The sequence below is a fragment of the Phycisphaera sp. genome (assembly GCA_025916675.1).
GTDB lineage: Bacteria > Planctomycetota > Phycisphaerae > Phycisphaerales > UBA1924 > JAHCJI01.
In genome coordinates this window covers 2,850,093-2,875,299 of record CP098402.1, presented here as the reverse complement: position 1 = coordinate 2,875,299, position 25,207 = coordinate 2,850,093, and the positions used below count along the sequence as shown (strand labels likewise).

The window sequence follows — 25,207 nt, the reverse complement described above, 5'->3', positions numbered from 1 at the left end:
CACTTCCAACACCCACACAGGAGATCCACAATGAACCAAGACACCATGCAAGGTAACTGGAAGCAGCTTAAGGGCAAAGCCAAGGAGCGCTGGGGCAAGCTGACCGACGACGAGCTCGACCAGATCGAGGGCAAGCGCGACCAGCTCGCCGGCAAGATCCAGGAGAAGTACGGCAAGTCCCGAGAAGAGGCTGAGAACGAAGTCGACGAGTTCAAGAAGTCCTGCAACTGCTGATCGCGGGCTGATCGTCGGTTTCTGACCGACTCCGAGGGAGAAGGAGCGGGTTCACGAAGAGGTGTGCCCGCTTATTCTTTTGTCAGTTGTACGGTATTGCCCGGATTCGCCTATCTTTTCATCCATCCATGCGGATGAATGGATATACTCCCGCATGACCGCGAACGATCCCCTGTTTGCCAGCCCCTTCGCTCGGGCCATGGCCAGCCGCGTGCTGGTGCTCGACGGCGCCATGGGCACCAGCCTGTACAGCCGCGACCTGACGGTCGAGGGCGACTACTGCGGCTGCGAGAACTGCACCGACATCCTGGTCGACAGCCGACCCGACGTGGTCGAGGAGATCCACAAGGAGTTCCTCGAGGTTGGGGCCGACTGCGTCGAGACCAACAGCTTCGGTGCCAACACGCTGGTGCTGGGCGAGTTCGACCTGTCCGAGAAGGCGTTCGAGTTCAGCCGCAAGTCGGCCGAGATCGCCCGGTCTGCCGCCGATGCCTATTCGACCAAGGACAAGCCCCGCTTCGTCATGGGCTCGATGGGCCCGGGCACCAAGCTCATCACGCTGGGCAATACGACCTGGCAGGCGATGCTCGACAGCTACACCCAGCAGGCGCTGGGCCTGATCGAGGGCGGCGTCGACGCGTTCCTGATCGAGACCTGCCAGGACCTCTTGCAGGTCAAGTGCGCCGTCAACGCCTGCCTGCGCGCGCTCGAGCAGAAAGGCAAGTCGGTCTCCGACGTCCCCATCTGCGTCAGCGTCACCATCGAGCAGACCGGCACCATGCTCATGGGCACCAGCATCGAGGCCGCGGCCCACGCCCTGCGGCGCTACCCCATCCTCAGCCTGGGCCTCAACTGCGCCACCGGCCCGACGGAGATGGCCGAATACATCGGCTGGCTCGGTAAGTACTGGGACCGCCACGTCTCGGTAGCCCCCAACGCGGGCCTGCCCGTGCTGGTCGAGGGCCGCACCGAGTACCCGCTCAAGCCCGGCCCCTTCGCCGAGGCCCAGCAGCGATTCATTGAGCAGAGCGGCGTGGGCCTGGTGGGCGGCTGCTGTGGCACCACGCCCGAGCACATCAAGCAATTGGCTGAGATGGTGAATGGTCGCGAGGCCGAGCGCACCGAGCGGGCGACTATGCCCGCCAGTTGCACCAGCCTCTACCAGCCCGTCGAGTACCGCCAGGACAATTCGTTCCTCATCGTGGGCGAGCGGTGCAACGCCTCGGGCAGCCGCAAGTTCAAGCGCCTGCTCGAAGAGGAAGACTGGGACGGCATCGTCGCCCTGGCCAAGAACCAGGTGCGCGAGGGCAGCCACGTGCTGGACGTCAACGTCGACTACGCCGGCCGCGACAACGCCGCCGACATGCGCGAGGTGGTCCAGCGGCTCGTCCGCCAGGTCGACGCCCCGCTCATGATCGATAGCACCCAGGTGGCCACCATCGAGGCCGGCCTGCAGTGCGCGGGCGGCAAGTGCATCATCAACAGCGCCAACTTCGAGGACGGCGAGGAGAAGTTCGACGCCATCTGTGCCATGGCCAAGACCTACGGCGCCGCCCTGGTCATCGGCACCATCGACGAAGACCCCGAGGCCGCCATGGCCCGCACCGCCGACCGCAAGTTCGCCATCGCCGAGCGGTCCATCAAGCGAGCGACCGAGGTCCACGGGCTCGATGAGACCGACATCTTCATCGATCCGCTGGTGCTGCCGATCTCGACGGGCATGGACGACGATCGCCGCAGCGCGCTCGCCCTTATCGAGGGCACCAAGCGGATCGCCGAGGCGTTCCCCAACGTGCAGATCACCTGCGGCCTGAGCAACGTGAGCTTCGGGCTCAAGCCCGCCGCGCGGCAGGTGCTCAACAGCGTGTTCCTCGACGAGCTGGTCAAGGCCGGCATGACCAGCGCTATTGTGCATGCCAGCAAGATCCTGCCGCTGGCGAAGATCAACGACGACCAGAAGCGTGTGGCGATGCACCTGGTCTACGACAAGCGCGACACGAGCATCGGCGGCACCGGCCTGCCCGCCGAAGACGAGCAGAAGACCGAGGAGGTCGCCCTTGCCTGAGACCAAGCCCTACGACAAGAGCTACGACCCCCTCCAGGCCTTCATCGAACTCTTCAAGGACGTCGACAGCGTCGGTGCCACAGTTGAAGAGAAGAAGGACCTCACCCTTGAAGAGCGCCTGCGCGCCCACATCATCGACGGCGAGAAGGAAAATCTTCATGACACCCTCGAAGAGGCGATGCAGAAGTACAAGCCCCTCGAGATCGTCAACGACCACCTGCTCGACGGCATGAAGACCGTCGGCGAGCTCTTCGGCAGCGGCCAGATGCAACTCCCCTTCGTGCTGCAATCGGCCGAGGTCATGAAGATGGCCGTCGCGCATCTCGAGCCCCACATGGAGAAGATCGAGGGCGAGGGCAAGGGCTCCATCGTGCTGGCGACCGTGAAGGGCGACGTCCACGACATCGGCAAGAACCTCGTCGACATCATCCTCTCCAACAACGGCTACACCGTCCACAACATCGGCATCAAGCAGACCCTGCCGCAGATCCTGGAGGCATGGAAGGAAACCAAGGCCGACGCCATCGGCCTGAGCGGCCTGCTGGTCAAGTCCGTCACCGTGATGGAAGAGAACCTCAAGGAATTGAACGCCCAGGACATCGACGTGCCCATCATCCTCGGCGGTGCCGCCCTCACGCGGCACTACTGCGAGAGCCACCTGCGCGACCTCTACGCCGGCAAGGTCTTCTACGGCAAGGATGCGTTCGAGGGCCTGCGCACCATGGACATGCTCAAGGGCGGCAAGACCGACGTGCTCGACGGCGAGATTAGCGAACGTTTGACCAAGCGCTCCGACGCCCAGAAGGTCGTCGCTGAAGCGCGTGCCAAGAAAGCCGAGCGGCAGGATGACTTCGCCGCTTCAAAAGACAGCGGGGCTGCCACCGCCGAGCGTGTGCGCAGCGCCGTGGCCACCGACATCGACGTGCCCGAGGCCCCCTTCTGGGGCTCGCGCGTGGTCGAGACCATCAAGCTCGACGAGATCTACCCCTTCATCAACAAGACCGCCCTCTATCGCGGCCAGTGGCAGTTCAAGAAGGGCTCGATGAGCCCCGAGGAATACGAGCGATTCCTCGACGACAAGGTCCATCCGGTCTTCGATCGGCTTACCGCACAGCTCCGCGACGAGAACGTTCTGCACCCCCGCGTGGCCTACGGCTACTGGCCCGTGCAGAGCGACGGTGACGACCTCATCGTGTTCGACGCCGACGATCACGACAAGGAGATCGAGCGCTTCCGCTTCCCGCGCCAGGACGGCAAGAAGAACCTCTGCATCGCCGACTTCTTCAAGAGTGTCGACAGCGGTCACAAGGACGTGCTGGGGCTCACGTGCGTCACGATGGGTGAACAGGTCACCGAATTTGCTAACAAGCTCCGCGCCGACAACGACTACAAGGAGTACCTCTTCGTCCACGGCATGGGCGTTGAGAGCGCCGAGGCGCTCGCCGAACTCTGGCACAAGCGCATCCGGGCCGAGCTGGGCATCGGCGGCGAGGATTCTCCAAAGATCCCCGACCTCTTCCGCCAGAAGTATCGAGGCAGCCGATACAGCCCGGGCTACCCCGCCTGCCCCGACATGAGCGACCAGGGCATCATCTGGCGCTTGCTGCAGCCCGAACGCATCGGCTGCGAGCTCACCGAGAACTGGCAGATCGATCCCGAGCAGAGCACCAGCGCGTTCGTGGTCCACCATCCGCAGGCAAAGTACTTCAATGTCTGATTCAAGAGTCCCTCCGGGGCAGCTTCCCTAGAAACCCAAGAATCTCATCCCCTACGGGGAACCTCCCCCGTGGGCTGTCATAATAACTGGACAGAGATCGGCTCCGATCTCCGGCAGGCATCGCCATGGGGGCGTCATGACGCACGGGCCTGATAGCCAGGGGCGCACCAGCGGGAAGCAAGATCCCACGGTAATTGTCTCGCTCGATCCGTGGGAGCACGAGCCGGATACTCAAGCCGATAGCACGGATGACCTTACGGGTCTCAACGCGGGCTCGTACGAACTGCTCGAGTTCATCGGCGGCGGGGCGATGGGCCGCGTCTACCGCGCGCGGAAGCGAGGCCGCCAACGCCAGCGCGCCATCAAGGTCCTCCGCCCGACCGATGGCCAGGCCGAGGCGCTGATCCATGAGGCCATCGATCACCCCAACGTAGTCGCGGTGGAAGACTTCGGGACGCTCACTGACCGCCAGGGCCGGGAGCGGCCGTACATCGTGATGGAACTGCTGAGCCGTGGTGCCGCCCTCGACTACTGGATCGCCGAGCATAAGCCCGCCCTCGACGAGCGCCTGCGGCTTATCGAAGAGGCCGCCCGGGGCGTGGCCTATGCGCACTCGCTTGGCGTGCTCCACCACGACCTCAAGCCCGCGAATATCTTGGTTGATCGCTTCGGCACGGCCAAGGTTGCCGACTTCGGGCTGGCGCAGCTCCGCATCGAAGCGGGACATACTCCAAGCGGTGGCACTCGGGCGTATCAAAGCCCCGAGCAGTGCTCCCTATCGGCGACCGATCTCGATGCGCGCAGCGATGTGTACGCGCTCGGGGCCACGCTCTTCAGCTCGCTCACCGATGGTGCCGTTCCAGTACCGATGCCGGCAATCCCAACGCGTGAGGAAACCCGCCGCATCAAGCTTGAGAGCGATCCTATGCTCTCATTGCTGCCAGCGGATACTCCCTTGGCGCTGGTGTCCTTGCTCCGCAAGGCCCTGGCGGCCCAGCGGGAGGACCGGCACGAGAGCGCCCACGCCTTCGCGAACGCGATTGCGCAAGTGCGTGCCGAGGGGCGTACGCCGGTGGGTCGCGGCAAAGCCGTGCTCGCCGGCTGGTGCCGAACAAGGCCTAGATTGGTGGCGTGGGTACTGGGCATGGTCATCGGCCTGGTGCTCGCGTTCGCGTTCTCGTTCCCGCTGCGCATGTTCCGCCCGCTAGAGAACTGGTATCTCGCGCAGCTCCCAGCACTCGACGCCGAAACGGTCAACGACTTCGAGGAAGTCCGCATCGTGCGCATGCCGCCGCCCTTCGAGATGGTCGCTCTGGCAACCGAACTCGGTGTCAAGGGTGTCCAAGCGTCCCCGGCCCGAACATGGCGACCCATGCACGGCCAGTTCGTCGATGCGATGTCGCAAGCGGGCGCGCGTGTCGTGGCCTTCGATCTGTACTTCCCCCAGGCGTGGCCCGAACTCGATGCCCCCTTCGCCGCCGCGATCGAACGCAGCACCGAGCGTGGCACGCCGGTGGTCATCGGGGCCAATTCTTGGATCGTCGACGCCGCCGATCGCCCGGTCATGCCCGAGGCCTTTGGGCAGGCAGGAGCGCGCTGGGGCTCGCTGCTGCTCGATCTGGCGGGGCCGTTGCCGCTCATCCCGTTGGTCGCCCAGCCTCCGGAGGGCGAGGGGTTGCCGAGCTTCGTGCTGGCGACGAACGCCGCGGCCTTACAGCCACAGGCGCAGTTCTCGGCATGGACCACCGCTGACGGCGTGCGCATGCGGTTCTGGCAGCCGGTCGGCGATACCGGACAACGTCGCCGCATCGGCGTCGATGTACTGTGGCCAGCCGCAATTCAGCAATCGGTGAGCCGTGTGCCCAAGGCCGCCCGCCGGGGCCGGGGCGAAGACTGGAACATGGCATACACGCAGCGGGCGGTGTTCGGCATCGACGCTCTAGACAAAGCGACGCTCGACTACGCCCAGTTGCTGCGCGATCCTCCCCAGGAACGATCGCGAAAGGTCGGGCAACGAACGTTGGTCGTGCTCGATCCCACGCATGACAGCCGGATTGACGTCGGGCTCGAACGCGATGTGTTCGGTGGGGAAGTTCTGGCTGGCGCGGTCCAAGTGCTCATGGCCAATCGTACATTCCGGAAGATACCCAAACTGATGACCTTGTTGGTGTGCATCCCCATCGTGGCGCTTGGTGCGGGCGTTGGCGTGAGTGTGCGCACGACTGGCCATCGGCCCGGGATTCGGTGGGGGTTGCGCGCCGTGCGTTTGGCCCTGTTGTGCCTGGTCATCGCGGCCGTTGCTGCGGGCACCTTGTTGCTGTATACCTACTTCGGCCTGATGACACTCCCGGCACTCTGGCTGTTAGCCGTGGTAATCTCGTGTCTGACGGCCTCGTATCTGAGTGCTCGGTTTGCCGGTGGGCGACGGCTCAGCTTCCGAGAAGCCTCGGGGCGCGGCTGGCCGTATGCTGCCGGCAGTTCCCCTGGTACCACACCCTGACACGCGCGAAATGGACCGAGGTCTGCCCCGCGGCCCCTTGACGCGGACGACCCATCAACGGGCAATAATGCCACTTCGAGAGAAAGGTGGTCCCATGCGTTGTATGACCAAGCGATCCATCGGCAGACAGATCATGCCGGCAATGGCGGCGGCCTTAGTGGCCCTGACCTTCCTCCCCTCGCCGGCGACCCGAGCCGAGCCAGCGCAGGCACCAGCGCCAGTCTACGGCATGTCCGTGACGCCCCTCAAATGGACCGTACGGAACGCCGACGGTAGCGAGCGCACCGTCGAGGGCGTGGTCGCGCGCGGCGTGTCGATGCGTTCCAACGTGGACGGCTCGATCCGCCCGATTCGCATGGTGCTCATGCCCGTCAGCGACGAGGGCGGCCGAGGGCAAGGCAACGCCGGCGAGTTGAAGTACGGCTTGTTCACTAGTCGCACAAGGGCCGGTGAGTACGTCGGCCTCGAACTGCACGCCGGCGCCGCACTGGTCGACCTGGCCCCACAGGCCGGCGCAGACCATCCAATCGTGGCCGAAGCCGCCGAACTCGGCAGCGACTCGCGCTCGGGCCAGTCCGGCGAAGGCGATAGCCCCCGCGACATACGGCTCGGCTTTTTCCCGTTCTGGCCCATGATCATCACCCATGCCCTGGTGGCTGGTGCCGAGGGCACACGGTTGCTCGTCGTGAGTACCCCCAAGGAAGGCCAAACCAGTTCCACCACACTCGTGTCGCTGGTCGAGGGCAGGTCGGCCGTGATCGATTGGAAAGATAACCCGGATGACGGCGTGAACCTCGGTGCCCGCGAGCGCTTGTGCATTACCAACACCGGTGATCGCCACAAGAGCGCGCAAGCCAACAATGACCAAGTGCGCGTTATGGCCGACACGCTCGAAGCCCTCAAGGCTGGCTGGGCCGCCGCCTTCCCAGACGAACGCAAGTAAACGCCGCAGTGCCCGCCAGCCACCGCCCCTACCCGCCACCACGAACGCCGTGGATCATGGCCATGCACTGGTCGCGATTGATCTTCATGCACTGGTCGGTGCCGGTTGAATCGCTCCGCCCCCACGTCCCACCCATGCTCGACATCGACACGTCCGATGGCCACGCCTGGCTCGGCATTGTCCCCTTCACCATGACCGGCGTGCGCGCCCGGTTCACGCCCGCGCTGCCCGGGCCTGGGGCCTTCCACGAGCTCAACGTTCGCACGTACGTGACGCATGAAGACAAGCCGGGCGTGTGGTTCTTCAGCCTCGACGCCGCCAGCCGCCTGGCCGTCGAGGCGGCACGCTTCGGCTTCAACCTGGCCTACTTCAAGGCCCGCATGTCGCTCACCGAGCATGATGGCAGTGTGGAATACGCCAGCGAGCGCGTCGATGCTCGCGGCCAAGCCGCCTCGCTGCGATGCTCGTATCGGGGCGAGGGTGCGCCATCACGAACCACACCGGGCTCGCTCGAAGACTTCCTGACCAGCCGCTACCGCTTGTTCGCCAGCGAGCTGCCCCCACGCGAGCCAAGGCGTCTGTGGGTCGGTGAGATCGACCACGAACCCTGGCAGCTCGCGCCCGCGTCGTGCGATGTTCGGCACAACTCCATGGCGGCGCCGCTGGGCATCGACACGCCAGCCGACAAGGCCTTGCTGCACATGGCCGAACCGATCACGGTCCGGGCGTGGCGTCCCCGCCGAGTGCTCTGATCACGGTGCCCGTGGCAGCGCCGCCGGTGCGGGCCGCCCGCGCGAGAGGTCGAACACCGCATGGAACCGCCGGCTCGTGCCCTCGCGACGCAGCTTGTAGCTCATCACCGATCCGGGCCGCACCTCGATGGTCCACACGGTGTCGCCGGTTCCCTCGCCGAGGCGTTCGGTGAACGCATCGGCGTAGAAGTCCTGGGCCATTTCCGTTCCGGGCCCGCGTGTGCCGCCGCCGTAGCCGCTCGGCGGGCTCGTGCCATCGGCGTCCGGCTCGTGCGTGTGCTTGAGCCTCAGCGTGCCATCGACCCGCGAAACCGTGAGTGTCGCCCACGCTTGCCCATTGATCAGCAACGGCATCACGATCGCCTCTTCGGTGCAGTCGGCAACGTGCAACGACAGCGGCTTGTCGCGAAAGGTCGAGCTCTTCGTGCTGTCAACCACGACCCGGCCCGGGTAGGCCTTGCCACACATGGCGCTCAGGTTCTCCCAATAGGTGTCCTGGGGCATCACCTTGGGCTTGCCCGAACACCCAGCACCGAGCATCAGGATCATCCCGCCGATCACAAGAACGTTCAACCGAACCATGGCGCATCCCATGTCTCATTCCTCTCTACCACGGCGATATCAGTATCCGAGGGTTGCCGCGCCAAGCCGTCGCACCTGCTCGCGCCTTGGGTCGATGCCCGTCGGCTGGAAATCAAAACCGATCGCTGTGTCGCCCGTGATGTCGTTGTACGTCAGCCGCCCGGTCAAGATCAGGTGCGGCATCTCGCGACCGACGCGGAACGTCGCGCTCTGGAATTGTCCGGCCCTCTCGTTGTACACGCCCACCGCCCCCAACGAGTACCGATCGCCCAGTTGGTAGTCCAGGCCCGCGTTGACGTATGTGTCCTCGCTATAGCCCAAGCGCCGCAACTCGGTGAACAGCCGCATGTCGGGCCACTGCTCGATTTCGATGCCGAACACGCCCTCGGCGGCCCGATTGGCCTCGAGGTCATAGATGAACTGCCCGGTGATGCCCAACACGTCGGTTGGCCGCCACGCGGCTTCCAGGTCGAGCGAGTCGCCAAACTGGCTGCGCTCGGGGTACGCGTCGAAGAACCGTGGCGTGCGATCCTCATCGGGCCGGTCCTCGCCGGCAAACACCAGGTGGGTTCCAAGCTTCAGCACGTCGACCGATTCGTAACTACCGAGCGACCCGCGCATGGTCTGGAATGTCTGATCAACGCCGAATCGGATGGCCGGCCCCCGCGCAAAAGTCTCGACGTACTCGTCGTACACCGGGATCGCGCCCTGGGCCACGGTCGAATCGCCGTACCACAGCGTCGCGTTGGGCTCGATCACGTGCCGCACGCGGTACAGGTCCAGCACCGGCACGTCCACGTTGTCGTACACGCGGGTGAGCTGGGTCGAGAACCGCGTGCCCACGGCGCCGCTGGCCACCAGCGAGTCGGCATCCTCGCCGCTCACGGCGCTGAAGCCGTCAAAGTCGGTGTCGTACCCGGTCAATCGACCGGTCACGAACGGCTGCACGCGCACCACGCCGATCTCGAACTGGCTGCTGATCTCGTGTTGCGTGTCGAAGCGGAAGATCGACGACTCGGTGAGCCCTTGCGCCCGGAGCCGATCGCCGGGGCTCTGGCCCGGGTCGATACCCAACGCCGCCTGCGCGCGAGACGTCCTGACGAATCCGAGTTCGGCCGCGGTGGGCTCGGTAAAACTCAACCGGAGCTGCCCGACCCGGCTGTCGCTGCGGTAGGTCAGCAGCCCCGGGCTCGAATCGCTCAGCAGGTCGTCGCCCGGTCGCGCATAGCGAAGCTCTGGCAGGCGCTCGGTGATGTACCCGCGCGAGCGGAGCTGATAGTCGCTCACCAGGAAATCGTTGAGTTGCACGTTCGCGCCCAGCATCAGCATGCTGCTCTCGTCGATACGCTGCACGCTCGCCCCGGTCATCGGCTCGCGTTCGTTGAATGTCATCGCCGGGAAGAACGCGCCAACCACGTTCTCATCGCCGAACCAAGACGCCTCGGCCCGCAGCGTCCACCGATCGTCGAGCCTGCCCAGGTGCTCGAGCATCGCCAGGGTGCGGTTCTCGCCGTCGCGGTCGATGCGTGCCCCCGTGGGCAACAGGTCGCGGCCCGTGTCGTTGAACAGGTTGTAGACGAACAGGCTGCCATCGCCGCCCGCGCGATCCTGCCAGCTCAACTCGCCACCCAACCCTGCCCCGCGCTGGAAGTACGCGTCGATGAGTAAGTCCAGGTCCACGCCCGCCGGCTGATTGGCACCAGTCAGCGCGAACCCGTCCCAGGCCGTTCGAACCACCTCGCCGTGCCGATCGCTCGTCTCGAAGCCGATGTTGCGCAGCGGGATCTGCGACGGATCGCCCACGTAGATCGGCCAGTACAGGAACGGCACGCCCGCCGCACGCACGGTGATGTTGCGTGCGTCCGCGATCATCCGGGTCCCGCCGTCGGCGGCGTCCTCGGATCGCAGCGTGAGCGTGCTGGCACCGAGCGCCAGATGGGGGCGGAAGAAGCCGGTTGTGGTCAGCCGGGCATCCGTGGCGGTCACTTCCTTGAGCGAACGCTGGCGGATCTCCCCCGCCCGAACATAGATCGGCACCGGCGAGCCCGCCGGCTCGGCCCGGAATATCGCGTCGAGCAGCAGCGCCCGATCGCCCGCCAGGTCGTAGTACACTCGCGGTGAGCGCACCCGATAGCGGTCGATCCCGCCCCGCTGGCCCGCGCGGTCACGCTCGATATCGGCCACAACCTCGCCCTCGAGGTACACGCCCATCACGTCGCCCGCGTCCAGCCGCGGCGCGCCCACCAGGTCGGCCTTGTGGAACAGCACCGCATCTTGAGCCGTCAGCTGCGCCCGCCGCCCGCCAGCGATGTCGGTAAACATGATCGCCACGGGCCCGCGCAGCACCACGGCGTAGGGCGGGCTGCCATCGCTGCCATCGCTACCGTCGCCCAGCCGCACCTGTTCGATGCCAGCGGCCGAAAAACTCACCCGCCCGCGCACGGGCAGGATCGGCTCGCGCACGTCCAGCGCACCCAGCCGCTCGCGCGCCAATTGCAACACGCCACGCAGCGCCGCGTCCTCGGCGGCCAGCATCTCGCCGCTCACCTCGGGCAGCGCGATCCCCACGACCTGGCGTAACCGATCGGTGAACACGCCCTGGGCCATCGCCACCGCCCGCCCCGTCTCGCCCGAGCCGGCGGGGGGCGCTTGTTCGAGAACGATCGACGACAGGTCAACCTTGGCCCCCGGTGCCAGGGATCCCTCGATCGGGATGATCGGCCCGGCCACCCCGCTTCCGGGCGCTCCGGTGGGCATGTTCGCATCCTCTAAGAGGATATAAAACTGCTGCCCACCGTCGGGCAAACCCTGCACCCACGCGTGCAATCGCCGGGCCCGCAACTCGAGCGTGCCCAGGACCATCCGCACGTCGCCCTCGAGCACCAGCCGCCGCGTGGGGGCCACGCCGGTCGTCAGGGACGCCTCGTTCCACGCCCACGCCCGTTGCCCGGCCACCTCGATGGTGTCTAGCCCCTGCGCCGCTGGCAGCCGCACGGGCCCGAACCCCTCGCCGGTGATGGCCAGGGGGTCAATCCCAACAGGATCGTCCTGACCCAGCACGCCGTTCGCGAGCCCAGCAATCACCACGAGGGCGGCGAGAGTCCTGGTTCGGCGGCCGGTTCGGTGCATGGGCCGAGTCTAGGAGCAGGCCGCCCGAGAGAGTGCCAAGCCGCAGGGGGCGATCAGCACCCCGCCGAGAACGCGTTCTGGAACGCGAGAAAATCGAAGATGGTCAGCACGCCGTCGCCGTCGAAGTCGGCAACCAGGTTGTTCACATCGAAGGCGTTCTGGAATTCGAGCAGATCGAACAGGTCCAGCGAGCCATCGAGGTTCAGATCGGCCTCACACACCGCGGGCTCGACACGCACCGACACACCCCCGATGTTATCGCCACACGTGCTGTCCGCGATCCCCAGCAGGATAATTTCACCTCCGTAGATGCGGAAGATCATCCGTCTCGGGCGAAGCAGTGCCAGCGCAGGGTTCTCGGCGACCTCACCAATGATCGGGGTTCGGGCGATCGCCAATCTATCTGGTCGCGACACGGTGTGCGCGGTAGCCCATCCCGTCGAGCAGTCGTAACCACTGCCGTCGCATCCGCTCACCGATCCGCCCCACGCGTTCCAGGCATTGAACGCGCCGGCAACGGGCAGCGTCGTGTACAGGCCCGCGAGCAGATCGAGCGGCAATCCATCCACCGCCGGGGGCACCCAACACTGGGCTACAGCGTCGAGGTTGTACACGTCCTGCGCCCGCAGCGCCGATGGAGCCAGGCCGAGCAAGGCTGCGCAACACCACACTGCGAAAAATCGAACGTGCATAGGTCCGCCTCTCCGCTCCTGGGCGAGCACTCGCCAACGACTCGAATCATACTCGAACTGGCTCGCGGCCACAACCCGAGCAAAGAGCAATCATTAACACGCATGCCGAGGCGACCCAAATTCTCTGGACTGCCCATGCTGCACCTCATTCCCCCGCTAGCGGCACGTCCTCAACCACCATTTCGACCTCGTGCCGTTCCAACTCGTGCAGCACGATGACGTCGACGGTCAGCGGCCGCTTGACCTGCGGTGACAACCCCAAGTTGAGATCCCCGATCGACACGATGAACTCATCGCGCGTCTCGGTCTCCTGCACCCGCTGCACCATGTGGACGATCTGCCCGTTCGCATCACGAATGGCGATCGCCGGCACCAGCGGCGTGTCTTCGAACGCATCGGGATCATCAGCATCCTGTTCCAAATGATCACGCTCGATGAAGTACTCCAATGCCACCCGCGTATACGCACGCCCAGATGATTCAACGTCCTCCACCGAGCGCACCAGGAACCGCACGCCCGGCACGATCTCCTGGTGCTCGGCCATGGCCTCCAGCGGCAGGCTGACGATCTCCATCTTCGCCGCATGTACGACGTCCAGACTCACGACCATCCGATCGATCCGGGCCGGCTGCGTATCGACTTTTGCGTGCGCCGTAAACCCACCGGAGGTCATCTGCATGACCTGGATCTGCTGCGGCGAGAGGTGCGGCGGGGGTTGGAGCAGCGCGTGTGGGTTGTTCAGCAGCACCTGAGAGAATCGATGGCGACGCTGCGTCACGCTCCCAAGATGTCGTTGCCGCGTGCCCTCGAACGCAACCTCGCGATCATCTCCCACGAGCGACACGATCTCGGCCCAGAGCACGGCCGTCGTGCCAACGAAACCACCATCTTCCTCCGCCGGCGATTTGGAGCCCTCGATCCGCGCCAGCGGCGTCGCCGAGCCGTTCACCGTGATGGATCGTGTAGCTTGAGTCCCACCTTGCTCGGCGTTCTGCACGTTGATCGTCGCCGAGATCGTGCGAAACTCGACACGCACGCCCAGCACGTCCACCGGCGGCGGGAAGCCCCCACCCCCCGATTGCGAAGCAACCGCCGAAGACACTGCCAGAACCACTCCCGCGACCAACACCAATCCACGCATGGCAACCTCCAGAGAGCAGGGTGTGCGAACACCCCACCATACCATGAAAGTCGGTATTCTCCAAGCCTATTTTCCATCCGGAGCAGCGCTCGTGACACGAACGTGACTTGCCAACCGAGCCGCGGCAGGGCCCATACACTGACGTGCGCTACTGCCTGCCCAAGCCCCGCGAGACTTCCATGTTCAAGATCGACCTCCACACCCACATGCTCCCCCCAACAGTGCCCGATTTTGCCGCCAAGTTTGGCTACGGCGATTGGGTCAACCTCACGCCCATCCCCGCCGATGACCCCGGCGACTTCGCCGGCGGGGCGCGGATGTCGATCAACGGGAACTTCTTCCGCGACGTCAAGCCCAACTGCCTGCACGCCGACGCCCGGCTGCGCGACATGGAACTGCACAACGTCCAGGTGCAGGTCGTCTCGACGGTGCCGGTGATGTTCAATTACTGGGCCAAGGCGGAGCACGCCCTCGAGGCCGCCGTGCTGCTCAACGACGACCTGGCCGACCGCTGCCGCGCGCACCCCGACCGCTTCATCGCCCTGGGCACGCTGCCGATGCAGGATCCAAAGCTGGCGGTGAAGGAACTCGAACGCTGCATGAAGGACCTGGGCATGGCCGGCATCCAGATCGGCAGCCACATCGAGCGCCCGGGCGAGGCCGACTGGAACCTGTGGGAGCCCGCCCTCTTCGACGTCTTCGAGGCCTGCCAGGACCTGGGCGCGAGCATCCTCGTCCACCCGTGGGACATGATGGGCCGCGACCAGATGGGCAAGTACTGGCTGCCGTGGCTAGTGGGCATGCCCGCCGAGACGGCCCGGGCGGTGTGCGCGCTCATCTTCGGCGGCGTGTTCGAGCGGCTGCCGGATTTACGAGTGTGCTTCGCCCACGGCGGGGGGTCGTTCCCCTACACCATCGGCCGCATCGAGCACGGCTACAACAGCCGCCCGGACATCGTCGCCGTCGACAGCGAGCACAACCCCTGGAGTTATCTTGCCGACTACGGCCGCCCGGCCCGCTTCTGGGTCGATTCGGCGGTCTACAGCCGCAACGCCCTGCGCTACCTCATCGCCATGATGGACGAGCGCCGCGTCGCGCTGGGCAGCGACTACCCCTTCCCGCTCGGCGAGGCCAGGCCCGGCGCGATGATCGACTCGATGTACGACCTCACCGACAAGACCAAACGCCAGCTCATGAGCGGCTCGGCCCTCGAGTTCCTGGGGATGGAGGCCGACGCCTTCCCCGACCTCATCGAAGAACGCGAGGCCGCCCGCGAGCGGGCCGCGACCTTCCCCGCCGAGTCCGCCCAAACCGGAAGCGAGGCGGGCAAGTGAGGGACCTAGACGCGAACACCCTGTTCGAGGAAGCCGCGAAGCTCGACGCCGCCGACCCATTGAAAGGCGAGCGCGCCAGCTTCGCGATCCCGAAAGACCCCGCCGACAACGACCTGGCCTACTTCACCGGCAACTCCCTTGGCCTCATGCCCCTGAGCGCCCGGGCCGCCGTCGAGCAGGAACTCGACGACTGGGCCAAGCTCGCCGTCGACGGCCACCTGAACGCGAAGAACCCCTGGTTCGGCTATCACGAGCGCTTCCGCGAGAGCGGGGCCCGCCTCGTCGGCGCGAAACCCGGCGAGGTCGTGATGATGAACGGCCTGACCGCCAACCTGCACTTCATGCTGGCGAGCTTCTACCAGCCCAAGGGCGGCCGCACGAAGATCGTGGTGGAAGACGCCCTCTTCCCCAGCGACGACTACGCCGTCGAGAGCCACGTCCAGCATCGAGGGCTGGACGCCAGCGAGAACATAATCCGCCTGCGCCCACGCAACGGCGAGGAAACGCTCCGCACCGACGACATCATCGAGGCCATCAAGCAAGCCGGCGATACGCTCGCCCTGGTCATGCTCGCCGGCGTGCAATACCGCACCGGCCAGTGGTTCGACATGCCCGCCATTACCGAGGCTGGCCATCGCGCGGGCGCACTCGTCGGCTGGGATTGCGCCCACGCCGCCGGCAATGCGCCTCTGCAATTGCACGATTGCAACGCAGACTTCGCCGTCTGGTGCAGCTACAAATACCTCAACTCGGGCCCTGGCGCCATCGCCGGCTGCTTCGTCCACGAACGCCATGGCAACAACCCAAGCCTCCCCCGCCTGGCCGGCTGGTGGGGCAACGACCCGAACACACGATTCAAGATGGAATCCGGATTCGTCCCGAGAAAGGGCGCCGACGGCTGGCAGCTCTCCAACCCGCCCATCCTTGCGATGGCACCGCTTGCCGCCTCGCTTGAGATCTTCGACCGCGTGGGCATGCCCGCCCTTCGTGAGAAGAGCCTGAAGCTCACCGCCTTCCTCGAACGGGCCGTCCTGAGCGTCGCGCCCGCCGCACGCATCATCACGCCCACCGATCCCAACCAGCGCGGCTGCCAGCTCAGCATCTCGTTCGGTGATCGCGCCAAGGCAATCCGCGATACGCTCCAAGAGCACGGCGTGGTCGCCGACTTCCGCGAGCCCGACGTCGTCCGCCTCGCTCCCGTGCCGCTCTACAACACCTTCGCCGACGTCGCACGCGCGGCCACGACCATAGCCCAGTCCACCGCGCCCGCGAACGCCTGACTACTCTGAAACCAGATAGAACCGGCCGACATCAACGATCTGCCGCGACGTGGGCTGATCCCGCCCGTCGAGCAGCACGAGGCCGAACCGGCCCTCCATCGTGCCCCAGCTCGTGCGGATCGGGCTGTAGCTCGCGTACTCGAATTGCTCGCCCGGCCGCAGCGTGGGCTGCTGGCCGACGAGCCCTTCCCCCTGCGCGATTTGCTCGGTCCCGTGCGCATCGACGATGCGCCAATACCGGTCGACCAACTGCACCATCGGCGCACCGGTCTCGGCCTGGTAGTCGATCGTGATGTGATACGCGAACACGTGCATCGGCTGCCGCGGATCGCTGCGCGATGGCAGATACTCCGGGCGAACCCGCACGCGCACCGAAGCCTCGCCCGCGTCTGTCTTGACAGGCGTGATCGTGTCCGACCCGTGCTGGCCGGGATCGGCGCTGCTCGTGAGTCCTATGGCGTGTGGGTCCATGGCGTCGTTCCCCCGGGGCCGCGCCCCGATCGTGCTAACACCAATACCCTAGCGCCGTTTTACCGTCGCGGCGGGCGGCCCTCGGCGCGACTCCGCGCGCGCAGGCGCGCTTCGGCGCTCAGCCGCCTGTCCGAAGCGCCGCGCCGCGGCGCTTCGGCCTCGCTGCCCTTCGCGCGCACCGCCTTGGGCTTCTTCCCTCGGCCGTTCTTGCGTGGCCGTCCCTCACTCGGCTCTTCTGGCGCCACGATGTCTCCCTCCCCGGGCAATCCCTCAACATCCGGGATCGTCGGTGCCTCGACCTCTCGCGCCGCCGGCTCCGCCCCGGGCAACTCCAGCACGCCCGCGAAGCGCTCCAAGCTCCCGCGGACGCCCGCCATCTCTCGTGCCAGTTCGGCACCCGCTACGCGCAGCAGCGTCGACATGGGCTTGGGCAGACCGCCCTCGCTCTCACGCAGTTCCAGCAGTTCGACCCACGGCGCCAAGGCACTCGCAAGCGACGAGAGCTGCTCGACAGCCCGCTCGGCGGCCTCTCGCTGGCTCGCACACTCAAGCACCGCGGCCTCCGCGCGCTCCACAAGCGACCCAAGCGAACGCTCGGCCGACGCCACGCGCGTCTCGATCCGCTCGATTGGCACGCTGGCCAGCCGCTTGCACTCACGCTCCACACCAGCCAAGCGGTCCCGCAACCCCAGAGCGACCTCGTCTCGGTCGATCCCTTCGGCGATCTCGCTGCCGCCCCAGTCCTCGACGCGCTCTTCCATGTCCGCCAGCCGCTCTTCCAGGCTCGGCATGGCCGATACCAAGGCCGTCATTGCTTGCTCAACGCGGCCGAGCGCATCATCCATGGCAGGGTCGGGCTTCGGTTCGGTGTCTTCTGGCTCGGCCCCGGCTTCGTCTTCGCTGTCCTCGCCCGTGGCAATGAACCTCGCGAAGTTGCCAAGCAGCCCACGGGTCAGGATGTCGACCTCTTCGGGGTCGCCATCGATGGCCACCCCGACCTTGCCGTCCTCGGGCTCGGTGCAGTCGCACTCGCCGCACACGCCCTCGCACCCAATCCGTAATTCGTGTTCAGTGTCGATTCTGGTCATGGCTTGCTCCGGTCTACTCGGACCTCTCCCAAAGCCCATCGACCGTTCCCAAACCCCGATTCAGTCCAATATCCCCGCAGCCGGAAAAATCCGCGCAGACCTCCCAGCCCGCATTCCTATCATGTGAGAATGCCAGTAACCACCACAGAAACCGAACAAGATACCTCCGCTACCCCCTCCCAGCGCCTCAGGGCCGCTATGGACAAGGGCTGCGTCATGGCTCCGGGCGCCTTCAACGGCCTGACAGCCCGCGCCGTCGCCCGCCAGGGGTTTGAGGCCGCCTACGTCTCGGGCGCCGCCACCAGCGCAGCCGCGGGCGTGCCCGATGTTGGCCTGCTCACCCTCGACCGCTTCGCCGCCGTTGTCCGTGAGGTCGTCGACGGCTCGCGACTCGCCCCCGGCGGCCCGGCCCTGCCCGTCATCGCCGACGCCGACACCGGCTTCGGCGAGGAAGAAATGACCCGCCGCACCGTGATCGAGTACCAGCGCGCCGGCGCGGCCGGCTTGCATCTCGAAGACCAGGTCTTCCCCAAGCGTTGCGGCCACCTCGACGGCAAGACGCTCATCCCCACCGACCAAGCCGCCAGCAAGATCGAGTGGGCCGCCCGCGCCGCCAAAGACACAAGCGACCCCAATTTCATCATCTGCGCGCGTACCGACGCTCGCGGTGTCAATGACATCGACGATGCCATCGCCCGCGCCACCCAATACGCCAAGGCCGGCGCCAGCATGATCTTCCCAGAGGGCCTCAAGGATGAGAGTGAGTTCGAGCAATTCGCCAAAGCCATGCAGGGCGCCCAAGTCGGAGACACCGGCAAGCCCCCCTACATGCTCGCCAACATGACCGAGTTCGGCAAGACCCCCATCATCCCCCGCGACCGCTTCGCCGAGATCGGCTACCACATCGTGATCTTCCCGGTCTCGACCCTGCGCATCGCGATGAAAGCCGTCGACGACATGCTCGCCAACCTCGCCGCCAACGGCAGCGTCGAGCGTTCGCTGGGCAACATGCAGACCCGCGCCGAGCTCTACGACCTTCTGGGCTACACGCCAGGCGAGCCTTGGAGCTTCCGGTAAGAGTACCGACAACACCCCAACGAGCCCCTCGCTCACGCGAGGGGCTCGTCATCCACGATTCAACGACCGCCTAGTGCTCCGCCCACCACCGCTCGAGCAACGACTCCGCCGCCCCCGCATACACAACCCTCAACAAGTCTTCGGGTAACGCAAACCCCTTGAGCGCCGGCGAACTCATCGCGTCAAACTTCTCCGGCTCCACCATCATCAAGTCCGGGTCCGCGATCGGGCTCGGCCCAGCATACTCCCGCTCAAACATCGTCCGCAGCGCCCAATATCGGCTCGCGTACAAGTCGAACGCCTCGGCCTCACCACTCGCCTGATGCGCGCCAAACCGGTTGTTCGCGTCGTCGCTCGCCTCGAAATGGTCGTCCAGCGTCACGATGTCCGACCCAAACAAGATGCGCCCGCGCCACTTTTCAAGGAATGCCAGGAACGCGTCCCGCGGGTGCTTGCTCAGCTCGCGCACCATCCATTTCGTTGCCGATGTGTCGAGATGGATGTTGTCATGCCGTGTCAGCAACCCATCGAGAAATCCCAAGTCTTCGGGCCACCCGCCCATGTGCGCCACCAGCCACGGCACCGGGAAGTCATCGGCCATCCGCTCCAGCGGCTCGTAGTGCTCGGCCTTCGCACCATACTTGCTCGCGTCGGCGTACTTCGTGGCAAACCACGTGTCCGGGTCGGCGATGTGCGCCTGGAACATGTACCCAATCGACATCGCCTCGCTCGCCAGCTCCCGCCGCAGCGGGCTGTCGATTCGGATGATGTCCGCGTCCTGCACCGGATCAAGAAAATCCCGCAGCCGCGGTGCCGCCCAGAACTTCAGCATCCGCGAGCCGAACTCGCTATGGAACCGCCGCATGTTCTCGAAGAACCCCTCCCGCATCGCCCGCCGCCGATCGTCGGACATGTACTCGGGGATCGCCACGAACCGGATCCTGTCGCCCAAGATCTCCCGCATCGCCGCCGCCTGGGCGATCTGCGTCTGCGAGTACACCCGCGCCACGCTGAAAGCCTCCATCGCCTTGCGATACACCGGGGCCGCCTTCACGCCGTTGATGTGCGCGTGGCTGTCGATGATCGGCACCGCCGGCGGCCCGAACCGCCCGGCCTCGGCCAGATAGTCCAAGCCCAGCAAGTTTGCAGGAGTCCGGCGATGTACAGTCTGGGATGCCTCAGGCGGATTCATCCACCACTGTAAACCCCAGCACCCCCGCCGATGATGAAAGCCGCGCGAATCCTGGGGATCGCCCGCGCATCGTCCTGGCCCACGACTGGCTCGTCGGCCTCCGCGGCGGCGAGCGCGTGCTCCACCATATCGCCCGCGTCGCCCAGAGCCTCGGCCACGTCGAAGCCATCCTCACCATGTTTGACGATGGGCAGCCGCTCACGCCCGAGCTCGACGCCCTCCCCCGCCAGGTCTCAACTCTCGGCAACCTGCCCGGCTCGCTCAGGGCCCGTCGCTGGATGCTCCCGCTCTACCCCGCCGCCGTCGGCCAGCTCACCTACCGCCTGCTGGGCATGCACCAGCGCCGCCCGATCGACCTGCTCGTCTCCACCAGCTCGGCCGCCATCAAGGGCCTGTGCCCGCCCGCCGGCGTGCCGCACGTCTGCTATTGCCACAGCCCCGCGCGATACCTCTGGTCCCAGGCCGACCAATACGGCCCGCTCCAACGCCTCGGCCTCCGCGCCTTCGGCAGGCCCCTGCGCGCATGGGACCGCTCCACCGCCGCCCACGCCACAGCCTTCATCGCCAACTCCACACACGTCGCCAAACTCATTGAGCACGCCTACGGCCGTGACGCCACCGTCATCCATCCCCCCGCACGCACCGCGTTCTTTACCCCGGGCAGCGAACCCCGCGGCGACCACTGGCTGGCGGTGGGGGCCATCGAGCCCTACAAACGCTTCGATACCGCTATCGAAGCCGCCAAGCTCGCCGGAACACAACTCCGCATCGTTGGCGATGGCAGCGTACGTGCCGACCTCGAACGCAACGCCCCGAGCAACGTCACCTTCACCGGCCGCCTGACCGACGAGCAACTCCGCCACGAGATGCGCACCGCCGCCGTCCTGCTCTTTCCCCAGGTCGAAGACTTCGGCATCACCGCCGTCGAGGCCCAGGCCTGCGGCCTCCCCGTCGCCGCAAGGAACGAAGGTGGCGCACTCGACATCGTGCAAGACGGCATCACCGGCGCTCTGTGCGATGGCTCACCCAAGGCGCTCGCCGAAGCCGCCAATCGCGCGATCGCATGCGATTCAAGCGATTGTGTCGAGAACGCCCAACGCTTCAGCGAAGACCGCTTCGAGGCCGCTATAGGTGCCGTACTCCGCGGGCACCTCGAGCGTCCAGCAGCCGCGCCGGCACCCCAACCGCCCGCGTCCGAGGCGGCACCGCCCCGGTAACCACGGCCCCCGCGCCCACGATCGCGCCATCGCCAACCCCAACGCCCGGCAGCACCACCGCGCCCGCACCGATCAGGCACCCCACGCCAACATCCACGTTGCCGCACAACACGGCCCCGGGCGCGACATGGCTCCCACGCCCCACCCGCGCATCGTGCTCGACGACGGCCGCGCTGTTCACGATCGCGTGGTCTTCCACAACCGCGTCGGCGTTCACCACCGCTCCGGGGCCAACGAACGCCCCCAGCCCGATCTCCACGCGCTCGCTCAGGATCGCGGCGGGATGCAACACCATCGCCGCCTGGCCATGCAGCGAGCCAAGAACCCGCATCCGCGTGCCAACATCACCGATGCAAACAATCCAGGGCTCGCGCGCTCGATCGAGCCCGCCGAGCCACTCCAGTGCCGGCACCTTCGCCTCGGGATCGTCATCGACAAACCCCGCCACGTTGAAACCCGCCGCGCGGGCGGCATCAGCCACGACCTTCGCGTGCCCGCCGCCGCCAACAAGAACGAGTGAACCGCTCACGCCGAGACTATCGGCATTACTCGCACCCAACGTCAAACGCGTTCTGGAAGGCCAGGAAGTCGAAGAGCGTCAGTTCCCCATCGCCATCGAAGTCGGCGATGGGGTCGCCGGCGTCAAAGGCGTTGAAGAACAGTAGGAAATCGAAGATGGTCAGCACGCCGTCGCCGTCGAGGTCCGGGCGGCAATCGCCACACTGGTTGAACAGGATCGAAACGCCACGGACGCCGCTGTTGGCCACGGCAAGGTCGCGATCGCCGTCGCCATCGAAGTCCCCGATCGCAACGGATTGGGGACCGTTGGGCGTGTCGTAGCGCACCGCGGATGCGAATGTCCCGTCGCCGTTGCCAAACAGGATGGAAATGCTCTGGCCAGAAACATTCGCCACGGCGAGGTCGAGAACCCCGTCTTCATCCAGATCACCGATCGCAATCGACTGGGGAAGGTCGCCCACGTCGTAGCGGGCCCCCGATGGGAACCTCCCGTTGCCGTTGTTCAGCAGGATCGAGACATCGTCGCTGCTCGCGTTCGCCAGGGCCAGATCGGCATCGCCGTCGCCATCGAAGTCTCCGATCGCGATGGATTGGGCAAGATCGCCCGCGCTGAAGCGGGCCTCACGCGCGAACGTCCCGTCACCGTTGCCCAGCAGCACCGAGGCGCTGTCGCTGCCCGCGTTCGCCAAAGCCAGGTCGAGATTGCCGTCCCCATCCAGGTCCGAGATCGCAACGGACCAGGGGCTGACGCCCGTTCTGTAAGTAACCTGGGTTGCGAACGTTCCGTCGCCATTGCCGAGCAGGATCGAGACATCGGCAGTGCCCGCGTTCGCCACCGCAAGGTCATTGTCGCCGTCGCCATCAAAATCACCGATCGCCACGGACTGGGGCCGTGCCCCTACAACATAACGGACCTCGCGTGCGAACGCCCCGTCGCCGTTGCCCAGCAGAACGGAGGCGTCATCGCTGCCCGTATTGGCGAAGACCAGATCGCTATTGCCATCGCCATCGAGATCTCCCACGGCAACAGCGTGCGGAATGCCGCCCACGCCATACCGAACCTCGTGGGCGAACGTCCCCGGGCCAGTGCCGAGCAAGACCGAGGCATCGTCGCTATCCGCGTTCGCCACGACCAGGTCCACGATTCCATCGCCATCAAAATCGCCGACCGCAACCGAATAGGGGCGGTCGCCCGCGCCGTAGCGGCGATCGGTTGGGAAGGTGCCGTCGCCGTTGGCGAACAGGACGGAAACGCCGCTGCTGACACGATTCGCCACGACGAGGTCCGCATCGTCATCGCCGTCGAGGTCGCCGATCGCCACGAAGATGGGTGAATTGCCCGTCACGTATCGAACCTGATCGGCGAACGTCCCATCGCCGTTGCCAAGCAGGATCGAAACGTCATCGCTGCCCGCGTTTGCCGTGACCAGATCGGCAGCGCCATCATCATCGAGATCGCCGATCAGCACAGACGCGGGGGCATCTCCCGCGTGGTAGCGGTCCCCCACGACAAACGTCCCATCGCCATTGCCCAGCAGGATCGAAACGTCATCGCTTCCAGGATTCGCGACAGCCAGATCGGCATCGCCATCGCCGTCAAGGTCGCCGATCGAAACGGACTCGGGACGAGTGCCCGTGTCGTAGCGGACTTCGCGCTCGAACGTCCCATCGCCGTTGCCTAGCACAATCGAAACGAAGTCGTCGCGGTTGTACGCGACGGCGAGGTCGGCATCGCCATCGTTATCCAGGTCGCCGATCGAGATGGAAATGGGGTCGTTGCCGACCAGCAGCCTGAGCGGAGCGGCGAACGTCCCATCGCCATTGCCCAGCAGGATCAGAACGTTGTCGATGCTGGAGATCGTCAACGCGAGATCGTCGGTGCCGTTCCCATCGAGGTCCGCAATCGCGAGTGAACTCGGCCTGCCGATAGTGCCGTAGCGGAGCGCTGGTGCGAACGTCCCATCGCCGTTGCCCAGCAAGATCAAGACTTCGATGCTGAAGACGTTGGCAACGGCAAGGTCGCCATTGCCATCGTTATCGAAGTCGCCAATCGCAATCGCGGTGGGTCTCTCGCCCGCAGCGTACCGGACCTCCGGTGCGAACGTCCCGTCGCCGTTGCCCAGCAAGACCGATACGTCGTCGGTGCCCGAGTTCGCGACGGCCAAGTCGCGATCGCCATCACCATCAAGATCGCCGATCGCCACGGACCGGGGGGCACTCCCAACGGTCACGAGTACACGCTCGGGGAACTGGCCGCAGTCCGCCAGGGCGGTGCCGGGCAGCAGCAGACCCCCCAAGACCGCTGCCAGAAATCCTCTCTGCCTCCAGCACGCCCGTGCCGCGTAACCCATCTTTTGCCCCTTCCTTTCTCCGTGTGCGCGCCCTTCCCGCATCTTCAATGATACTGCAACAAGCCAGTTATTGGTTTAGGTGTTATCCCTGCGAAGGCCGTCATGACCGTGAACAGGGCGATGTCGCGAACACGACCCGACCCAATCAATGAACCTGATTGGCCTCTGTTCCACAACGGCGTGCTCAATCCCCGTCGTTACGCACACCCCGCCGCGAACGCGTTCTGGAACGCCAGGAAGTCGAACAACGTCAGCTCGCCGTCGCCGTCGAAGTCGGCGATCAGGTCGCCCATGTCGAATGCGTTCTGGAACGCGAGGAAGTCGAACAATGTCAGCTCGCCATCGCCATCCAGATCGGCCCGGCACACGTCCTCGATGCGCTCGATCAGCGCCGCGCCCTCGGTGAAGCGCAGCGAGCCCACCAGGAAGCTGGGCGAGAGGACGATGTCGGTGACGTTGAAGAACGCCACGTCATCGGCCCCGATGCCCGCGTCGAAGGTCGCCGAGAAGCGTACGGTGATGCCCACCAGCGTCTCCTCGCCCTCGATGGTCTCACCCAGCACCTGGAACGGGTGCGTGCCATCGGGGTTCTCGACCTCGCCGGTCAAAAAGTCCGACGAGCCGGGCGAGAGCGACTCGAGCGCGTCCGCCAGCGGCGTCGGGTCTGGGAACAGCGAGCCCAGCACGATGCCGCTGCCCTGGACCATCCCAGAGACCTCGTAGCGGTACCGGTTGGCCGGCGAGATCGTGTCGGGAGCGCTGTCGCGCGAGACGCTGCCCCCATCCTCCAACTCCACGCCGGCCAGGTCGATCGAGACCGACTCCTGGGCCATCGCCACGCAGCCCAGCCCAAGAACCGCCGTGATACCAATCCGTGCGTTCATCTCTTGCTCTCCCTTTGAGAAGTCGTACCCCTACAGCCT

General features: G+C 65.9%; 20 protein-coding genes. 10 read left to right on the top strand and 10 right to left on the bottom strand.

Annotated elements, in window-relative coordinates; all coding sequences use genetic code 11:
* The first annotated feature begins 30 nt into the window (after positions 1-30).
* The 6 genes from NCW75_12185 (at position 31) to NCW75_12160 (ending at position 8,211) form a co-directional block, all read left to right on the top strand.
* Complete coding sequence (locus NCW75_12185; protein ID UYV12050.1) at positions 31-234, top strand: CsbD family protein; 204 nt, start codon at positions 31-33, stop codon at positions 232-234.
* Positions 235-388: 154 nt separating this feature from the next.
* Positions 389-2,299, top strand: a complete 1,911-nt coding sequence (locus NCW75_12180) for a homocysteine S-methyltransferase family protein (GenBank protein ID UYV12049.1) — start codon at positions 389-391, stop codon at positions 2,297-2,299.
* Complete coding sequence (locus NCW75_12175; protein UYV12048.1) at positions 2,292-4,016, top strand: B12-binding domain-containing protein; 1,725 nt, start codon at positions 2,292-2,294, stop codon at positions 4,014-4,016. Before NCW75_12180 ends, NCW75_12175 begins: the two co-directional genes overlap by 8 nt.
* 136 nt (positions 4,017-4,152) lie before the next feature.
* Entirely contained in the window at positions 4,153-6,516 is a 2,364-nt protein-coding gene (locus NCW75_12170; GenBank protein UYV12047.1) for a protein kinase, read from the top strand.
* Between the two features lie 103 nt (positions 6,517-6,619).
* Positions 6,620-7,459, top strand: a complete 840-nt coding sequence (locus NCW75_12165) for a hypothetical protein (GenBank protein UYV12046.1) — start codon at positions 6,620-6,622, stop codon at positions 7,457-7,459.
* A gap of 8 nt (positions 7,460-7,467) precedes the next feature.
* The gene (locus tag NCW75_12160; protein UYV12045.1) at positions 7,468-8,211 is read left to right on the top strand and encodes a DUF2071 domain-containing protein; all 744 of its coding nucleotides are present in this window, start codon (positions 7,468-7,470) and stop codon (positions 8,209-8,211) included.
* Here NCW75_12160 and NCW75_12155 read toward each other — a convergent pair whose 3' ends face one another.
* The 4 genes from NCW75_12155 to NCW75_12140 all read right to left on the bottom strand — a co-directional run bounded on the left by NCW75_12155 (position 8,212) and on the right by NCW75_12140 (position 13,755).
* Complete coding sequence (locus NCW75_12155) at positions 8,212-8,793, bottom strand: hypothetical protein (GenBank protein UYV12044.1); 582 nt, start codon at positions 8,791-8,793, stop codon at positions 8,212-8,214.
* Positions 8,794-8,832: 39 nt separating this feature from the next.
* Positions 8,833-11,922 carry a hypothetical protein gene (locus NCW75_12150; protein ID UYV12043.1) on the bottom strand — a complete coding sequence of 1,030 codons (3,090 nt, stop codon included), beginning with the start codon at positions 11,920-11,922 and terminating at the stop codon, positions 8,833-8,835.
* Positions 11,923-11,975: 53 nt separating this feature from the next.
* Entirely contained in the window at positions 11,976-12,614 is a 639-nt protein-coding gene (locus tag NCW75_12145; protein ID UYV12042.1) for a hypothetical protein, read from the bottom strand.
* A 145-nt stretch (positions 12,615-12,759) separates the two neighbouring features.
* A complete protein-coding gene (locus NCW75_12140; protein UYV12041.1) occupies positions 12,760-13,755 on the bottom strand; it encodes a hypothetical protein in 996 nt (331 codons plus the stop codon).
* A 143-nt stretch (positions 13,756-13,898) separates the two neighbouring features.
* Here NCW75_12140 and NCW75_12135 point away from each other — a divergent pair, with 143 nt between their 5' ends.
* Both NCW75_12135 and kynU read left to right on the top strand, forming a co-directional pair.
* Complete coding sequence (locus tag NCW75_12135; GenBank protein UYV12040.1) at positions 13,899-15,089, top strand: amidohydrolase; 1,191 nt, start codon at positions 13,899-13,901, stop codon at positions 15,087-15,089.
* Positions 15,086-16,369, top strand: a complete 1,284-nt coding sequence (gene kynU / locus NCW75_12130) for a kynureninase (protein UYV12039.1) — start codon at positions 15,086-15,088, stop codon at positions 16,367-16,369. Before NCW75_12135 ends, kynU begins: the two co-directional genes overlap by 4 nt.
* Here kynU and apaG read toward each other — a convergent pair whose 3' ends face one another.
* Complete coding sequence (gene apaG / locus NCW75_12125; protein UYV12038.1) at positions 16,370-16,840, bottom strand: Co2+/Mg2+ efflux protein ApaG; 471 nt, start codon at positions 16,838-16,840, stop codon at positions 16,370-16,372.
* Positions 16,841-16,899: 59 nt separating this feature from the next.
* Complete coding sequence (locus NCW75_12120; GenBank protein ID UYV12037.1) at positions 16,900-17,928, bottom strand: hypothetical protein; 1,029 nt, start codon at positions 17,926-17,928, stop codon at positions 16,900-16,902.
* Between the two features lie 129 nt (positions 17,929-18,057).
* Between NCW75_12120 and NCW75_12115 the strand changes: the two genes are divergently transcribed.
* Positions 18,058-19,005 (top strand): isocitrate lyase/phosphoenolpyruvate mutase family protein, encoded by a 948-nt coding sequence (locus tag NCW75_12115; protein UYV12036.1) that lies wholly within the window; start codon positions 18,058-18,060, stop codon positions 19,003-19,005.
* A gap of 70 nt (positions 19,006-19,075) precedes the next feature.
* Here the strand turns inward: NCW75_12115 and NCW75_12110 are convergent, their stop codons facing one another.
* Positions 19,076-20,197: an amidohydrolase gene (locus tag NCW75_12110; protein UYV12035.1), complete on the bottom strand. Its 1,122-nt coding sequence runs from the start codon at positions 20,195-20,197 to the stop codon at positions 19,076-19,078.
* On the opposite strand from NCW75_12110, the gene NCW75_12105 reads away from it, so the two are divergent.
* Positions 20,179-21,414, top strand: a complete 1,236-nt coding sequence (locus NCW75_12105) for a glycosyltransferase (GenBank protein UYV12034.1) — start codon at positions 20,179-20,181, stop codon at positions 21,412-21,414. The two genes, NCW75_12110 and NCW75_12105, sit on opposite strands and share 19 nt — an antisense overlap.
* Here the strand turns inward: NCW75_12105 and NCW75_12100 are convergent.
* The 3 genes from NCW75_12100 to NCW75_12090 all read right to left on the bottom strand — a co-directional run bounded on the left by NCW75_12100 (position 21,323) and on the right by NCW75_12090 (position 25,168).
* Positions 21,323-21,943 carry a NeuD/PglB/VioB family sugar acetyltransferase gene (locus NCW75_12100; GenBank protein UYV12033.1) on the bottom strand — a complete coding sequence of 207 codons (621 nt, stop codon included), beginning with the start codon at positions 21,941-21,943 and terminating at the stop codon, positions 21,323-21,325. The genes NCW75_12105 and NCW75_12100 overlap by 92 nt on opposite strands.
* A 16-nt stretch (positions 21,944-21,959) precedes the next feature.
* Positions 21,960-24,230, bottom strand: coding sequence for a VCBS repeat-containing protein (locus NCW75_12095; GenBank protein UYV12032.1), 2,271 nt, complete (start codon positions 24,228-24,230; stop codon positions 21,960-21,962).
* Between the two features lie 251 nt (positions 24,231-24,481).
* Positions 24,482-25,168, bottom strand: a complete 687-nt coding sequence (locus NCW75_12090) for a hypothetical protein (GenBank protein UYV12031.1) — start codon at positions 25,166-25,168, stop codon at positions 24,482-24,484.
* Positions 25,169-25,207 lie beyond the last annotated feature (39 nt).

Coding starts and splice junctions, on each gene's coding strand:
- NCW75_12110 (UYV12035.1), bottom strand. CDS start 20,197: ATGAATCCGCCTGAGGCATCCCAGACTGTACATCGCCGGACTCCTGCA.
- NCW75_12170 (UYV12047.1), top strand. CDS start 4,153: ATGACGCACGGGCCTGATAGCCAGGGGCGCACCAGCGGGAAGCAAGAT.
- NCW75_12140 (UYV12041.1), bottom strand. CDS start 13,755: ATGCGTGGATTGGTGTTGGTCGCGGGAGTGGTTCTGGCAGTGTCTTCG.
- NCW75_12120 (UYV12037.1), bottom strand. CDS start 17,928: ATGACCAGAATCGACACTGAACACGAATTACGGATTGGGTGCGAGGGC.
- NCW75_12165 (UYV12046.1), top strand. CDS start 6,620: ATGACCAAGCGATCCATCGGCAGACAGATCATGCCGGCAATGGCGGCG.
- NCW75_12090 (UYV12031.1), bottom strand. CDS start 25,168: ATGAACGCACGGATTGGTATCACGGCGGTTCTTGGGCTGGGCTGCGTG.
- NCW75_12150 (UYV12043.1), bottom strand. CDS start 11,922: ATGCACCGAACCGGCCGCCGAACCAGGACTCTCGCCGCCCTCGTGGTG.
- apaG (UYV12038.1), bottom strand. CDS start 16,840: ATGGACCCACACGCCATAGGACTCACGAGCAGCGCCGATCCCGGCCAG.
- NCW75_12145 (UYV12042.1), bottom strand. CDS start 12,614: ATGCACGTTCGATTTTTCGCAGTGTGGTGTTGCGCAGCCTTGCTCGGC.
- NCW75_12115 (UYV12036.1), top strand. CDS start 18,058: ATGCCAGTAACCACCACAGAAACCGAACAAGATACCTCCGCTACCCCC.
- NCW75_12155 (UYV12044.1), bottom strand. CDS start 8,793: ATGGTTCGGTTGAACGTTCTTGTGATCGGCGGGATGATCCTGATGCTC.
- NCW75_12105 (UYV12034.1), top strand. CDS start 20,179: ATGCCTCAGGCGGATTCATCCACCACTGTAAACCCCAGCACCCCCGCC.
- NCW75_12185 (UYV12050.1), top strand. CDS start 31: ATGAACCAAGACACCATGCAAGGTAACTGGAAGCAGCTTAAGGGCAAA.
- NCW75_12180 (UYV12049.1), top strand. CDS start 389: ATGACCGCGAACGATCCCCTGTTTGCCAGCCCCTTCGCTCGGGCCATG.